General features: G+C 73.2%; 12 protein-coding genes. All 12 read left to right on the top strand.

The features are described from left to right. The 12 genes from R0232_RS35035 to R0232_RS34980 all read left to right on the top strand — a co-directional run bounded on the left by R0232_RS35035 (position 1) and on the right by R0232_RS34980 (position 14,813). Positions 1–1,077 carry an ABC transporter substrate-binding protein gene (locus R0232_RS35035; RefSeq protein ID WP_431513891.1) on the top strand — a complete coding sequence of 359 codons (1,077 nt, stop codon included), beginning with the start codon at positions 1–3 and terminating at the stop codon, positions 1,075–1,077. Next, complete coding sequence (locus R0232_RS35030; protein WP_431513890.1) at positions 1,074–1,982, top strand: SDR family NAD(P)-dependent oxidoreductase; 909 nt, start codon at positions 1,074–1,076, stop codon at positions 1,980–1,982. Before R0232_RS35035 ends, R0232_RS35030 begins: the two co-directional genes overlap by 4 nt. A gap of 84 nt (positions 1,983–2,066) precedes the next feature. Beyond that, positions 2,067–3,770 carry a rhodanese-like domain-containing protein gene (locus R0232_RS35025; RefSeq protein ID WP_431513889.1) on the top strand — a complete coding sequence of 568 codons (1,704 nt, stop codon included), beginning with the start codon at positions 2,067–2,069 and terminating at the stop codon, positions 3,768–3,770. Positions 3,771–3,840: 70 nt separating this feature from the next. Beyond that, positions 3,841–4,695: a transporter substrate-binding domain-containing protein gene (locus R0232_RS35020; RefSeq protein ID WP_431513888.1), complete on the top strand. Its 855-nt coding sequence runs from the start codon at positions 3,841–3,843 to the stop codon at positions 4,693–4,695. 135 nt (positions 4,696–4,830) lie between these two features. After that, positions 4,831–5,577 carry an amino acid ABC transporter permease gene (locus tag R0232_RS35015; protein WP_203207493.1) on the top strand — a complete coding sequence of 249 codons (747 nt, stop codon included), beginning with the start codon at positions 4,831–4,833 and terminating at the stop codon, positions 5,575–5,577. Further along, positions 5,567–6,403 carry an amino acid ABC transporter permease gene (locus R0232_RS35010; RefSeq protein WP_431513887.1) on the top strand — a complete coding sequence of 279 codons (837 nt, stop codon included), beginning with the start codon at positions 5,567–5,569 and terminating at the stop codon, positions 6,401–6,403. The genes R0232_RS35015 and R0232_RS35010 overlap by 11 nt, the downstream gene beginning before the upstream one ends. Continuing rightward, complete coding sequence (locus R0232_RS35005; RefSeq protein WP_431513886.1) at positions 6,390–7,259, top strand: amino acid ABC transporter ATP-binding protein; 870 nt, start codon at positions 6,390–6,392, stop codon at positions 7,257–7,259. The genes R0232_RS35010 and R0232_RS35005 overlap by 14 nt, the downstream gene beginning before the upstream one ends. Before the next feature lie 16 nt (positions 7,260–7,275). Then, positions 7,276–7,911: a cysteine dioxygenase gene (locus R0232_RS35000; RefSeq protein ID WP_431513885.1), complete on the top strand. Its 636-nt coding sequence runs from the start codon at positions 7,276–7,278 to the stop codon at positions 7,909–7,911. Continuing rightward, the gene (gene metC / locus R0232_RS34995) at positions 7,908–9,167 is read left to right on the top strand and encodes a cystathionine beta-lyase (protein WP_431513884.1); all 1,260 of its coding nucleotides are present in this window, start codon (positions 7,908–7,910) and stop codon (positions 9,165–9,167) included. Before R0232_RS35000 ends, metC begins: the two co-directional genes overlap by 4 nt. A 47-nt stretch (positions 9,168–9,214) precedes the next feature. After that, a complete protein-coding gene (locus R0232_RS34990; RefSeq protein WP_431513883.1) occupies positions 9,215–11,374 on the top strand; it encodes a hydantoinase/oxoprolinase family protein in 2,160 nt (719 codons plus the stop codon). Then, a complete protein-coding gene (locus tag R0232_RS34985) occupies positions 11,371–13,098 on the top strand; it encodes a hydantoinase B/oxoprolinase family protein (protein WP_431513882.1) in 1,728 nt (575 codons plus the stop codon). The genes R0232_RS34990 and R0232_RS34985 overlap by 4 nt, the downstream gene beginning before the upstream one ends. Beyond that, positions 13,095–14,813 carry a hydantoinase B/oxoprolinase family protein gene (locus R0232_RS34980; RefSeq protein WP_431513881.1) on the top strand — a complete coding sequence of 573 codons (1,719 nt, stop codon included), beginning with the start codon at positions 13,095–13,097 and terminating at the stop codon, positions 14,811–14,813. Before R0232_RS34985 ends, R0232_RS34980 begins: the two co-directional genes overlap by 4 nt. Positions 14,814–14,849 lie beyond the last annotated feature (36 nt).

Below are 14,849 nucleotides of genomic sequence, written 5' to 3'. Positions count from 1 at the left end.
ATGACCACCGCCACCACCGACCGCCCCGACGTGCTCTGGTACACCCGCTGCCCCGTGCCCTCGCCACTGGGCATCGCCGCGCGCCAGGGCTGGCTGGCCCAGACCTTCGCCGAGGAAGGCATCGCGATCGAATCGATCATCGACTCGAAGGACCGCAGCATCCGCGAGAGCCACTTCGACCACCACCTGGCCTGGTCCTTCCGCCAGGGCGGCAACATCCCGCCGATCTGGGCCCGCGCCAACGGCCGCGCGACGCGACTGGTGGCGATCACCTGGACCGACGAGTTCCAGGCCATCGTGACCCTGCCGGGGCGCGGCATCGCGTCGATCGAACAGCTCGCGGGCCGGCGCTTCGCGGTGCCGCGCCGCGTCAACGACCTGATCGACTTCCACCGCGCCACCGCGCTCAAGGGCGTGGTGTCGGCGCTGTCGCTGGCCGGCCTCACGACCGAGGACCTCACGCTGGTGCAGCTGCCGATCGAGGAGTCGGTGATCCTCGCGCAGGGCGAGCCCAGCCTGTTCGGGCTGCGCCGGCGCCATCCCTATTTCCGCGAGGTCGAGGCGCTGGTGCGCGGCGAGGTCGACGCGATCTTCGTCAAGGGCGCCGAGGGCCTGGTGGTCGCGAACCTGATCGGCGCCCAGGTGGTGTCCGAGTTCGGCAGCCATCCCGATCCGAAGATCCGCATCAACAACGGCACGCCGCGCGTGCTGACGGTCGATGCGGCGCTGTCCGAGCGGCGGCCCGACCTGGTGCTGCGCCTGCTCGAGGTGGTGGAGCGCGCCGGCCGCTGGGCCGAGGACCATCCCGACGAGACGGTGCGCTTCGTGGCGCGCGAGATCGCCACCAGCGAGGAGGCGGTGCTGGCCTCGAACGGGCCCGAGGTGCACCGGCACCTGGGCATCGGGCTCGACGCGCCGCTGGTCGAGGCGATCGGGCATTTCAAGGACTTCCTGCTGCAGTGGGGCTTCCTGCCGGGCGACTTCGACCTCGGCGAGTGGGTCGATGCCGAGCCCTTGCGTACGTTGCGTGCCGGCAAGGCGACGGCGCCCGAAGCCGCGGTGCTTGCCGCCGCATGAGCGCCGCGAACTCCAACCCGGCGCCGCGCATCCTCGTGACCGGTGCCACCGGCCGCCTCGGCCGGCTGCTGGTGCCGCGGCTGCGCGAGCGCGGCGCGGTGGTGCGCGCCTTCACGCGGCAGGTGGCGAATGCCGCCGCGCTGACCGACCAGAGCCGGCACGAGCGCGCGCCCTTCGAGGTGGCCGTGGGCGACCTCGAGGACCGGGCCTCGCTGCGGCGCGCCTTCGAAGGCGTCTCGCACCTGTTCCTGCTGTCGCCGATCGTGCCCGCGCTGGCCGCGCAGCAGATCGCCGCCATCGAGGCCGCGGCCGAGGCCGGCGTGCGCCGCATCGTCAAGCTCTCGGGCTCGCACTGGACCATCGAGCCGCCGGGCCGTTCGCTGTCGGGCGACGCGCATGCGCGCATCGAGGCCGCGCTGGCCACCACGGGCATCGCGCACCGCGTGCTGCGCCCCAATGCCTGGACGCAGGTGGTGCTCGCGCGGCTGGCGGCCGAACTGGCCGCGGGCGATGTGCTGCACGCGCCGCCGGGCCTGCCGCGCGTGGCCTGCATCGACGCGCGCGACATCGCCGACGTGGCGGTCGAGGCGCTGCTGAACGATGCGGACGACGCGCCGCCCGGCCCCTGGGTGCTGACCGGCGCGCGCGCCGTCGACCATGGCGAGCTCGCGCGCATCGCGGCCGGCCTCAGCGGCCGCCCGGTGGTGGCCGAGCCGCTGTCACCGCAGGAACTCGCGGCGCGCCAGGCGCAGGCGCCCTCGCCCTACATCGCGCAGGTGCATGCGCAGTTCGCCGCGCTGATCGGTGCCGGCGAGGCGGCCACCGTCACCGACACGGTGGAACGCGTGCTGGGCCGGCCACCGCGGCGCATCGAGGACTTCGTGGCCGAGTCGCTCGCGGCCTGAACCGCATGTGCTTATGCGGAAGGCTTCGTAGCCGCGCGCACCGGCGGCCGCTAAGGTGCCGCCGATTTTCACCGTCCCCATTCCATGTCCTCACTCGCCGATCTCGCGGCGCCCGCCACCGGCGCGGCGCCCTCCTCTTCCTCTTCCTCCTCCCCCGAACGCGTGCCCGCCATCGATGCCGCCACCCTGCAGCGCTGGCTGCAGGACGGCGACGAGCTCGCGCTGCTCGACATCCGCGAGCACGGCCAGTACGGCGAGGGCCATCCCTTCTTCGCGGTGCATGCGGCCTACAGCCGGCTCGAGCCCGAGGTGGCGCGGCTGGTGCCGCGCCGCGCGACCCGCACCGTGCTGTTCGACGACGGCATCGACGGCGATGCGCTGGCCCGGCGCGCGGCCCTGCGGCTGGCCGCGCTCGGCTGGTCCGGCGTCTCGGTGCTGGCCGGCGGCGCGCCGGCCTGGGAACGCGCGGGCCGCACGCTGTTCAAGGGCGTGAACCTGCCCTCGAAGACCTTCGGCGAGGTCGCCGAGCATGCCTTCGAGGTGCCGCACATCGACGCGCCCACGCTGGCGCGCTGGCAGCGCGAGGCCGAGCCCTTCGTGCTGCTCGACGGCCGCACGCTCGAGGAACACCGCAAGATGACGCTGCCCGGCGCCATTCCCGTGCCCAACGGCGAACTGGCGCTGCGCTGGCGCACCCAGGTGAGCGACGAGCGCACGCCGATCGTGGTGCACTGCGCGGGCCGCACCCGCAGCATCGTCGGCGCGCAGATCCTGCGCGACCTCGGCGTGCCCAACCCGGTGTTCGCGCTCGAGAACGGCACCCAGGGCTGGGCGCTGGCCGGCCTCGAGCTCGAGCGCGGCAGCCGCCGAACGCTGCCGGCCGCGCCCGATGCGGCCCGGCGCGAAGCCGCGCGCGCGAGTGCCGAGGCCGCCGCGCGGCGTTTCGGCGTGCCGGTGCTGTCGCGGGCCGCGGCACAGGCCTGGCTCGACGACGCCAGCCGCACCGCCTTCGTGTTCGACGTGCGCACGGCCGAGGAATTCGCGGCCGGCAGCCTGCCCGGCGCGCGCCATGCGCCGGGCGGCCAGCTGCTGCAGGCCACCGACCTGCAGATCGGCGTGCGCCATGCGCGCGTGGTGGTGCTCGACGACGATGGCGTGCGCGCGCCGGTCATCGCGCTGTGGCTGCGCCGGCTGGGCCTCGAGGCCGCGCTGGTCGAAGGCGGCCTCGCGAGCGGGCTGCGCGTGCCCGAGGGCGCGCCGCCGGCGCTGGGCCCGGTGCCCGCTTCGGCTTCGGCCGGGCAGCTGGTCGCGCTGCCCGAAGGCACGGTGCTGCTCGACCTGCGCGCGTCGCCGGCCTACCGCCAGGCCCACGTGCGCGGCGCGCGCTGGTCGATCCGCCCGCGCCTGCTGGCCGATGCGCGCACCGCCACCGGTGGCGACACGCGCCGCCCGTTGCTGCTGATCGCGCCCGACGCGCTGGTGGCACGGCTCGCCGCCGCCGACCTGCGCGATGCCGGCTGGCCCGCGCCCACCTGGACCACGCACGAGGCGCTCGTGGCCGCGGGCCACGGCATGGAGGCCACGCCAGCGTCGCCCGGCGATGCCGAGGCCATCGACTACCTGTTCTTCGTGCACGACCGGCACGACGGCAACCTCGACGCGGCGCGCCGCTACCTCGACTGGGAGCTGGGCCTGATCGCGCAATGCGCGGGCGACGAGCTGGCCGTGTTCCGGCCGCACGGCGAAGCGACCCGAGGCTTGCACGGAAAAGCGCATATCGATAGTTGAAGGCCTTCGTTGCGACGGCAGGCGCGGCCTCGGAAGATCGCCGCCTGCCCTGCTTCGCCCCTTTCATTCGATGACTTCCCGTCCGCGTTCGCGTTTCTCCCCTTCTTCCTCCCGTTTCGCCGCCGCGGCGCTCGCCACCCTGCTCGGCCTGGCCGGCGCGGCCCATGCCGATGCCACGCTCGACCGCATCAAGCAGCGCGGCAAGGTCGCGATCGGCGTGGTGGTCAACGGCGGGCCCTTCGGCTCGATCGACCCGGCCACCCAACAGCTCGTGGGCTGGAACCCCGACCTCGCTCGCGACCTCGCCAAGCAGCTCGGCGCCGAGGTCGAGCTGGTGCAGGTGCAGCCGGCCAACCGCGTGCAGTTCCTGCAGTCGGGCAAGGTCGACCTGCTGATCGCCTCGATGGAATACAACGCCGACCGCGGCGAGATCCTCGGCTACGCACCAACGCCGTTCTACCGCGTGGGTGGCACGGCCGCCGTGCTCAAGACCAGCGGCATCGCCAAGTGGGAAGACCTGCGCGGCAAGACCGTGTGTGCCTCGCAGGGCAGCAGCTTCGTGAAGCCGCTGCAGGAGCAGTACGGCGCCCAGGTGCGCGGCTTCAAGACCGCGCAGGAATCGCTGCTGGCGCTGCGCGGCGGCAACTGCGTGGCCGCCGTGCACGACGCCACGCTGATCCAGCCGCTGCTGCGCAGCAATCCCGAATGGGCCACCTACGCGGCGCCGATCCGCGACGAGATCCTGCCCGCGCCCTCGGTGGTCTGGGCCCGCAAGGGCGAGGCCGACACCATCGCCGCGGTCGACAAGGTGGTCAAGCAATGGCACCGCAGCGGCTGGCTGATCGAGACCGAGAAGCGCAACGGCATCGAGCCGCCGCAGCCGCTGCTGCCCGAGCTGCAGGCCAAGCTGCGCGCCGCGCCCTGAACCCACGGCCCGGCCGCATCGCCCCCTTCCGTTCGCCGTGAGCGGCGCCCCTGAACCGGCGCCGCGCCCTGCCCTTTCCGTTCGCGCCATGAAGCCACGCTCCTCCACCGACACGCCATCGTCGGCGCGCCAGCCATGAACGACGCCGGACTGCTCGCGCAGGCCGTGGCCGCGCTCAAGACCCTGGGCCTCAACTACGCCTTCGTGCTCGATGCGGGCGAGCGCCAGGCCTTCCTGCGCGGGCTGCTCGTCACCTTCGAGCTCTGCGTGCTCACCGTGCCCTGCAGCCTCGCGGCGGGCGTGGCGATCGCGGCCGCGCTGACCTCGCCGCGGCGCTGGGTCGCGCTGCCGGCGCGCGCCTTCGTGGAAGTCACGCGCAACACGCCGACGCTGGTGCAGCTCTATTGCGCCTTCCTCGTGCTCAACATGCTGATCACGCAGCAGCTCCAGGGCCTGGGCGGCAATCCGCTGACGCCCTTCGTCTGGGTGGTGATCGTGGTCGCGCTGCACAAGGGCGTGTTCCACGCCGAGGCGCTGCGCGCGGGCATCGAGGCGGTGCCGCGCGTCACGCTCGAGGCCGCGCGCTCGCTGGGCTTCTCGCAGCGCCAGCTGCTGTGGCGCGTCGAGCTGCCGCTGGCGCTGCGCTTCGCGCTGCCCTCGCTGGTCAACAACCTGGTCGACCTGGTGAAGATGACCGCGGTGGCCTCGGCCATCGCCGTGGGCGACGTGACCTACGAGTCGATCATGATCTGGACGCAGCGCGACAACGTGCTCGAGCTGCTGCTGCTGATCCTGCTGTACTTCGGCCTGCTGACCTGGCTCGTGAGCCTGGCCGGGCGCTGGCTCGAGGCGCGCTGGCGGATGCCCGGCTATGGCCAGTGAGATCGCCGCGGCTCCGGCCGCTCCCGCACTCGGCACCGAGGCCGGCGCAGGCTTCATCGCGCACCTCGATCCGCGCCGCCATCCCTGGCTCGCCGCGCTGGCCGCCGTGCTGCTGCTGGTCACGGCCTGGACCGCCACCGGCACCACGCCCGCCGCATTGCGCCACCTGTGGCAATGGTCGCCCACGCTGCTGCTGGGCTTGCTCACCAACGTCCAGATCAGCGTGCTCGCGATGGCGATCGGCACCGCCGTGGGGTTGCTGGTGGGCGCGCTGTCGTTCTCGCCGTTCGCGCCGGTGCGCGGGGCCACGCGCTGGTACGTGCAGTTCTTCCGCAACGCGCCGGTGCTGGTGCTGATCTATTTCACCACCTACGTGTTTCCGTTCGAGCTGCGGCTGGTGGCCTGGACCGTGCCCTTCCCCGACTGGCTCAAGGTGGTGCTGGGCCTCGCGCTGCCCACCAGCGCGGTGGTGGCCGAGATCTTCCGCGGCGCGATCCAGTCGATCCCGAGCGCGCAATGGGAGGCCGCGCAGTCGCTGGCCTTCCGGCGCGGCGAGATCTTCCGGCTGATCGTGCTGCCGCAGTGCCTGCGCCGCATGCTGCCGCCGTGGATGAACCTCTACGCGAGCATCACGATGAGCACGGCGCTGTCCTCGCTGGTCGGCGCGCACGACGTGGTCGACGCGGCCCAGGTCGCCAGCAACACGGTGGCGCGCACCGACTTCACGGTGCTGGTCTATTTCACGCTGCTCGCCGTGTTCTTCGCCTACTGCTACCCGATCGCCCGCGCCACGCGCGCGCTGGAACGCCGCCATGCCCGCCACTGAGACCGCCACCCCCCGCTCCAACACGCCCCTGGTCGCCCTGCGCGACGTGGAGCTCGCCTTCGGCGCCAACGCGGTGCTGCGCGGCATCTCGCTCGAGGTGCAGCGCGGCCAGGCGGTGTCGATCATCGGGCCCTCGGGCTCGGGCAAGTCGACCATCCTGCGCTGCATCACCGGGCTGCTGCGACCGCAGCGCGGCGAGATCCGCGTCGGCGACACGCGCGTGGACGCGCTGCGCGCCGAGGCCGAGTTCATCGCGCTGCGCAAGCGCGTGGGCTTCGTGTTCCAGCAGTACAACCTGTTCCCGCACCTCACGGTGCTCGAGAACCTGGTGATCGCGCCCACGCGCGTGGCCGGCCGCGAGCGCGCCGCCGCCGAGCGCGAGGCGCGCGAGCTGCTCGACAAGGTGCGGCTCTCGCACAAGGCCGCGGCCTATCCGGGCGAGCTCTCGGGCGGGCAGCAGCAGCGCGTGGCGATCGCGCGCGCGCTCGCGATGCGGCCCGAGCTGATGCTGTTCGACGAGGTGACCTCGGCGCTCGACCCCGAGACCGTGGGCGAGGTGCTGACCGTGATCCGCGACCTGGTGCGCGAGGGCCTGACCTGCGTGCTGGTGACGCACGAGATGCGCTTCGCCGAGGAGATCAGCGACACCGTCTACTTCACCGAGGCCGGCGTGATCGTCGAGCACGGCCCGCCCGCGCGCATCTTCCGCGCGCCCGCCAGCGACCGCACGCGCGCCTTCCTGCACCGCGCGCTCGGCGACGGTGCGCGCGACCCGTCCGACGACAGCGTGCCCGCGCGCCGCCCCGCCCCCTTCCCCGAAACGCCGCCCTTCGACCGGCTGCGCTTCGCCCTCTGACCCACCGAGGCTCCCCATGACCACTTCCCAGAACGACACGACCGCCATCGCGGCCCAGCGCCGCATCGCCGTCGACCAGGCCCTGGCCGACATCCGCGCCATCGCCGCGGCCCAGCCACTCGACCGCGCGGTGCTCGCGCGCATCACGGCGCGGCTCGAGAAGCTCGCGGCCCACGCCGCCCTGTTCACGCGCGAGGACTTCCCGCCGCCGGCCGCGAGCGAGGGCGTGGGCGCCTCCACGCGCTACCGGCTCAACCCCGGGGACGGCGACGACGACGTGGCGCTCTACCTGAACTCGATCAATCCCGGCAAGACCTCGATCCCGCACAACCACACGACCTGGGCCACCATCGTGGCGGTCGAGGGCCAGGAGGAGAACCGCGTCTACCGCCGCATCGACGACGGCAGCGATCCCGCGCAGGCGCGGCTCGAACTCGAGCGCGAGGTGACGGTACAGCCCGGCACCTCGATCGCCTTCCTGCCCGAGGACCTGCACAGCATCCATGTGATCGGCGACCGGCCGACGCTGCATTTCCATCTCTACGGCCAGCCGCTCGAGACGCTGTCGCGCCGCATCGGCGTGAACCTCGAGACCGGCGCGATCGTCAACTACAACGCGACGCAGCTGCAGCCGAGCAAGGCGGTCGCATGAGCGCTGTCAACGGCTTGAACGACGCGACCCGGCTGCTGCATGCGGGCGCGCCGCAGCTGCGCGCCGGCTCGGGCCCGGTCAACGTGCCCGTGGTGCGCACGAGCACCGTGCGCTTCGAGAACACTGCCGCCCATGCCGATCATCACCACCGCCGCGCCACGGGCGAGCGCGTGGCCTCCTATGGCCGCCATGGCCTCGACACGCACCGCGCGCTCGAGGACGCCGTGACCGCGCTCGAGGGCGGGCACCGCGCCTTCCTCACGCCCTCGGGCCTGTCGGCGATCACGCTGGTGCTGCTCGCGCTGCTGTCGCCCGGCGACCATGCGCTGGTGGCCGACGGCGTCTATGCGCCGCTGCGGCGCGTCGACAGCACGCTGCTCAAGCGGCTCAACATCACGGTCGAGTATTTCTCGCCCGCGCACGACGACCTCGCGAGCCTGCTGCGGCCGAACACGCGGCTGGTCTACCTCGAGTCGCCGACCTCGCTGCTCTACGAGGTGCTCGACCTGCCCGCGCTCAGCGCGATCGCGCGCGAGCGCGGCGTGACCGTGGCCACCGACAACACCTGGAGCGGCGGCTGGTTCTACAAGCCGCTCGCGCTCGGCGCCAACATCTCGATCCAGGCCGCCACCAAGTACATCTCGGGCCATTCCGACCTGATGCAGGGCATCGTGGTGGTCGACAGCCCCGCGCTGGCCGCGAAGCTGCTGAGCGCGCACGAGGCGCTGGGCCTGACCATCGGCGCCGACGACGCCTACCTGGCGCTGCGCGGCCTGCGCACGCTGCCGGTGCGGCTGGCGCAGCACCAGCGCAATGCCACCGAGGTCGCGCGCTTCCTGCAGCAGCAGGCGCAGGTGGGCCGCGTGTATTACCCGGCGCTGCCGGAAGACCCGGGCCATGCGCTGTGGCGGCGCGACTTCAGCGGCGCGAGCGGCCTGGTGTCCTTCGCGTTCCGCGATGCCACGGCCTCCGAGGCCGATGCCTTCGTCGACGCGCTCACGCTGTTCGGCATCGGCGCCTCGTGGGGCGGCTACGAAAGCCTGGCGCTCGCGGCCCAGCCCGAGCGGCTGCGCGAACACCGCCAGTGGCAGGGCAACGCACCGGTGGTGCGGCTGCATGTCGGCCTCGAGGATCCGGGCGACCTCGTGGCCGACCTGGCGCGGGCCTTCGCGAAGGCGACTGCAACCGGATCCGCGCCCGTATCAGCACCCACGGCACCGTTCCGCGAATTGCGCGCCGGCGCGCACCTGCTCTGAGTCTTCCCTTCCTCTCCCGCTTCTCCCGTTTCCCTCGAACCGTCGCCATGTCCTCGCACTCCACCTCCCCCACCGTCCCCGTCATCGACCCGCGCGTGCGCGTGGCGGTCGACGTCGGCGGCACCTTCACCGACATCGTGCTGCTGCGCGGCGAGCGCAAGCACACCGTGAAGGTGCTTACCACGCCGGCCGCGCCCGAACAGGCCGTGTTCGACGGCGTGGCGGAGGTGCTGCAGCAGGCCGGCGCGGCCTGGGCCGACGTCGACCTGCTGATCCTCGGCACCACGCTGGCCACCAACGCGCTGATCGAGCGCAAGGGCGCGCCCACGGCGCTGCTGACCACGCAGGGCTTCCGCGACCTGGTCGAGATCGGGCTGGAGGACCGCTTCGCGCAGTACGACGTGTTCCTCGACAAGCCGGCGCCGCTGGTGCCGCGCCACTGGCGCCATGGCGTGGTCGAGCGCACCGACGCGGCGGGCCGCGTGGTCACGCCGCTCGACGAGGCCCAGGTGGCCGTGCTCGCGCGCCAGCTCGTGGCCGACGGCATCGAGAGCGTGGCCGTGTGCTTCCTGCACGGCTATGCGAACCCCGTGCACGAGCGCCGCGTGCGCGAGCTGCTGCGCGAGCATGCGCCGCAGCTGTGGGTGTCACTGGCCTCCGACGTCTGCCCCGAGATCCGCGAGTACGAGCGGCTGTCGACCGTCAGCGCCAATGCCTACGTGCAGCCGCAGGTGGCCGGCTACCTGCGCCGGCTGCAGGACGGCGCGCGCGAACGCGGCCTGAAGGCCGAGCCCTTCCTCATGACCTCGGGCGGCGCCATCACCACGCTGCAGGCCGGCATCGACGAGCCGGTGCGGCTGGTCGAGTCGGGCCCGGCGGGCGGCGCGGTGCTCGCGCGCCAGGTGGCCGAGCAGATCGGCGCCACGCGCGCGCTCTCGTTCGACATGGGCGGCACCACGGCCAAGATCTGCTTCATCGACGACTACCAGCCGCAGCTGAGCCGCAGCTTCGAGTTCGGCCGCGTGCACCGGCACCTCAAGGGCTCGGGCCTGCCGATCCGCATCCCGGTGATCGAGATGGTGGAGATCGGAGCCGGCGGCGGCTCGATCGCGCGCGTCAACCACCTGAGCGTGGTGCAGGTCGGCCCCGACAGCGCCGGCTCCTCGCCCGGCCCGGCCGCCTACGGCCTGGGCGGCGAGCAGCCGACCGTGACCGATGCGCATGCGGCGCTCGGCGCGATCGACCCGGCGCGCTTCGCTGTCGGCAAGGTGCGGCTCGATCCGCAGCGCGCGCGCGCCGCGCTGCTGCAGGGCGTGGCCGCGCAGACCGGGCTCGAGGTCGAGGCGGCCGCGCAGGCGGTGGTCGAGATCGTGACCGAGAACATGGCCAACGCGGCGCGCGTGCATGCCTCGGAACTCGGCAAGGTGGCCGAGGAGAGCACGCTGATCGCCTTCGGCGGCGCGGCGCCGCTGCATGCGGCGCTGCTGGCGCGCAAGCTCGGCATCGCGCGGCTGGTGATTCCCAACTCGGCCGGCGTGGGTTCGGCGCTGGGCTTCCTCTGGGCACCGGTGGCCTACCAGACGGTGCGCAGCCTGCACCAGCGGCTCGACCGCATCGACCACGCGGCCGTGGGCCGGCTGCTCGACGAGCTCACCGCCACCGCCGACGACGTGGTGCTGCGTGCCGCGCCCGGCGCGCCGCTGGTGCGCCAGCGCGTGGTGTTCATGCGCTATGCGGGCCAGGGCCATGAGATCCCGGTCGAGTTGCCCGAGGGCGCATTCGACGCGGCCGCCAGCGCCGCGCTGCACCTGCGCTTCGAGGCGCGCTATGCCGCGCTCTACGGCCGCAGCCTGCCGCACATCGCGGCCGAGGCCGTGAGCTGGTCGGTCGCGGTGGAAGCCGGCGGCCGCGCCGCGCCCGAGGCCGACGGGCTCGTGGCCGACGAGGGCCGCGCCACGGCCTCGGCCACGCGCGAGCTCTACGACGCCGAGACCGGCCGCTGGCAGGCGGTGCCGGTGTACGAGCGCGCCGCGCTGCGGCCCGGCCTGTGGGTCGAGGGCCCGGCGCTGGTCGTCGAGGACGAGACGACCACGCAACTGATCGCAGGCTTCGAGGCGCGCGTGAGCCGGCTCGGCGCGCTGGTGCTCGACGACACCACGGCCGTGCAGCACGACGAGGAAGCGCAGGCAGCGGCGGTGGCGGCATGAGTGCTGCCAGCGCCGCCAGCACCGCCAATGGGCGCCAGGCGCTGCGCCAGCAGCTCGTGTGGAGCCGCCTGCTCGCCGTGGTCGAGGAGCAGGCGCAGGCGCTGATCCGCACCGCCTTCGGCACGCCGACGCGCGAGGCCGGCGACCTGTCGGCCGGCGTGTTCCTGCCCGACGGCCGCATGGTGGCGCAGGCCGTGACCGGCACGCCGGGCCACGTCAACTCGATGGCCGACTCGGTGCTGCATTTCCTGCGCGCCTTTCCGGCCCACACCATGCGCGACGGCGACGTGTTCGTCACCAACGATCCGTGGAAGGGCACGGGCCACCTGTTCGACGTGGTGATGGTCACGCCGGTGTTCCACGGCGGCCGGCTGGTGGCGCTGTTCGCCTCGACGGTGCACGTGGTCGACATCGGCGGCGTGAATGCCGGCCCCGACGCGCTCGAGATCTACCACGAGGGCCTGTTCCTGCCGCCGCTGCGCTTCGCGAGCGACGGCGTGCTCGACGAGTCGGTGCTGGCCATCGTGCGCGCCAACGTGCGCGAGCCCGAGCAGGTCGAGGGCGACCTGCATGCGCTGGTGGCCTGCAACGCGGTGGGCGCGACGCGGCTGCAGCGGCTGCTGCGCGAGTTCGGCCTGGACGACCTGCAGGCGCAGGGCGACTACGTGATCGAGCGCTCGGCCCAGGCCATGCGCGCCGCGCTGGCCGACTGGCCGCGCGGCACCTGGCGCAACCACATGACCGTGGACGGCTACGACACGCCGGTCGAGCTGCATGCGGCGGTCACGATCTCCGACGACGGCATCCTGGTCGACTTCGCGGGCACCTCGGGCACGGTGGCGCGCGGCATCAACGTGCCCAAGGCCTACACCGATGCCTACACCTCCTTCGGCATCCGCTGCCTGATCGGCGCGGACGTGCCCAACAACTCGGGCTCCCTGGCGCCGATCCGCGTGGTCGGGCCCGAGGGCTCGATCGTCCATGCGCTGCCGCCGGCGGCCGTTGCCACGCGCGCGGCCATCGGCCAGATGCTGCCCGACCTGGTGTTCGGCGCGCTGCGTCAGGCCCGGCCCGACCGCGTGCCGGCCGAGGGCGCGTCGTCGCTGTGGAACATCCGCCTGTACGGCGGCCAGCCGATCGAGGGCGGGCCCAACGACGCGCTGCGGCGCGCGCGCCGCTTCAACATCGTGAGCTTCAGCACCGGCGGCACCGGCGCGCGGCCCGGCAAGGACGGGCTCTCGGCCACCGCCTACCCTAGCGGCGTGCGCAACGTCTCGCTCGAGATCCTCGAGACCCAGGCGCCGCTGCTGTTCCGGCGCAAGGAGTACCGGCCCGATTCGGGCGGCGCGGGCAGCTCGCGCGGCGGGCTGGGCCAGGTGATCGAGGTCGAGAACGCCGACGGCGACCCGATGGTGCTGTCGGCCACCTGGGACCGCGTGCGCTTTCCGGCGCGCGGCGCGCTCGGCGGCGGCGATGGCGCGCCGGGCACCGCGCGGCTCAAGCATGCGGGCACGACCTTGCGCGGCAAGGGGCGCCAGCTCGTACCGGCCGGCGAGGTGCTGGTGGTCGAGACGCCCGGCGGTGCCGGCCTCGGCGATCCCTCGGAGCGCGATCCGGCGCGGATCGCGCGCGACCTCGAAGCCGGGCTGATCAGCCATGCGGCGGCCGCTCCTCTTTCCTCCTCTTCTTCCTTCGCCCCCGAACTTTCGGACCACCACGCATGAGTTCCACACCCAAGCCCGCGGCCCCCGCCGGCCGCCAACTGATCCGCCACCAGCTCGCCTGGAACCGCCTGCTCTCGGTGGTCGAGGAGCAGGCCCAGACGCTGATCCGCACCGCTTTCGGCACCTCCACGCGCGAGGCCGGCGACCTCTCGGCCGGCGTGTTCCTGCCCGACGGCCGCATGATCGCGCAGGCCGTGACCGGCACGCCGGGCCACGTCAACTCGATGGCCGAGTCGGTCAAGCACTTCCTGCGCCGCTTTCCGATCGAGACCATGGAAGACGGCGACGTGTTCCTCACCAACGACCCGTGGAAGGGCACCGGCCACCTGTTCGACATGACCATGGTCACGCCGGTGTTCCATGGCGAGGGCGAGGCGCGGCGCGCGGTCGCGCTGTTCGCCTCCACGCTGCACGTGGTCGACATCGGCGGCATCGGCTCGAGTCCCGACGGGCTGGAGATCTACCACGAGGGCCTGTTCCTGCCGATCCTGCGCTTCGTGCGCCGCGGCACGGTCGACCCGGCGGTGCACGCCATCATCCGCGCCAACGTGCGCGATCCCGAGCAGGTCGAGGGCGACCTGTTCGCGCTGGTGGCCTGCAACGAGGTCGGCGGCCGGCGGCTGCGCACCCTGCTGCGCGAGTTCGGCCTGGCCGACCTCGAGGCGCTCGGCGACTTCGTCATCGCGCGCTCGGCGCAGGCCATGCGCGAGGCGCTGGCCGAATGGCCGCGTGGCACCTGGCACCACACGCTGGTGGCCGACGGCTACGACGCGCCGATCACGCTGCAGGTGGCCGTGACCATCGGCGACGACGGCATCGACGTGGACTTCGCCGGCACCTCGGGCACGGTGGCGCGCGGCATCAACGTGCCCAAGGCCTACACCGATGCCTACACCTCCTTCGGCATCCGCTGCCTGGTGGGCGCCGACGTGCCCAACAACGCGGGCTCGCTGGCGCCGATCCGCGTCGCCGCGCCCGAGGGCTGCATCCTGCATGCGCTGCATCCCGCGGCCGTGACCGCGCGCCACGTCATCGGCCAGCTGCTGCCCGACGCCGTGTTCGGCGCGCTGCGGCAGGCCCGGCCCGACCGGGTGCCGGCCGAGGGTTCGTCGTCGCTGTGGAACCTGCAGCTCGTGGGCGGCGAGGTGCTGGCCGGCACCGCGCCGGCCGATGCCGAGGCGGTGCGCCGCGGTCCGCGCTTCAACGTGATCAGCTTCAGCACCGGTGGTACCGGCGCGCGGCCCGGCAAGGACGGCCTCTCGGTCACCGCCTACCCGAGCGGCGTGCGCAACGTCTCGCTCGAGATCCTCGAGACCCAGGCGCCGCTGCTGTTCGAGCGCAAGGAGTTCCGCGTCGACTCGGGCGGTGCCGGCACCGTGCGCGGCGGCCTGGGCCAGGTGATCGAGGTGCGCCATGCGCAGCCCGACGCGGCCTTCCTGATCGCCGCCGCCTTCGACCGCGTCGACCATCCGGCGCGCGGCGCGCTCGGCGGCAGCGACGGCGCGCCGGGCCGGCTGCGGCTGGCCTCGGGCCGCGCGCTGCGCGCCAAGGGGCGCCAGCTGATTCCGGCCGGCGACAAGCTGGTGGTCGAGACGCCCGGCGGCGGTGGCCTCGGCGATGCCGCCCGGCGCGCCGAAGCCGCCATCGCGCGCGACCTGCGCGAAGGGCTGGTGACGGCCGCGCCGGTGCCCGCGATCGATGCCGCCGTTGCCTGATTTCGTTCCTCTTCTTCTTTCTGCTTCCGTTCCTCC

The organism is Variovorax sp. DAIF25, assembly GCF_050711835.1.
Taxonomy (GTDB): Bacteria; Pseudomonadota; Gammaproteobacteria; order Burkholderiales; family Burkholderiaceae_C; genus Variovorax.
The sequence above is the reverse complement of the archived record's forward strand: the minus strand, read 5'-3'. Positions and strand labels throughout refer to the sequence as shown.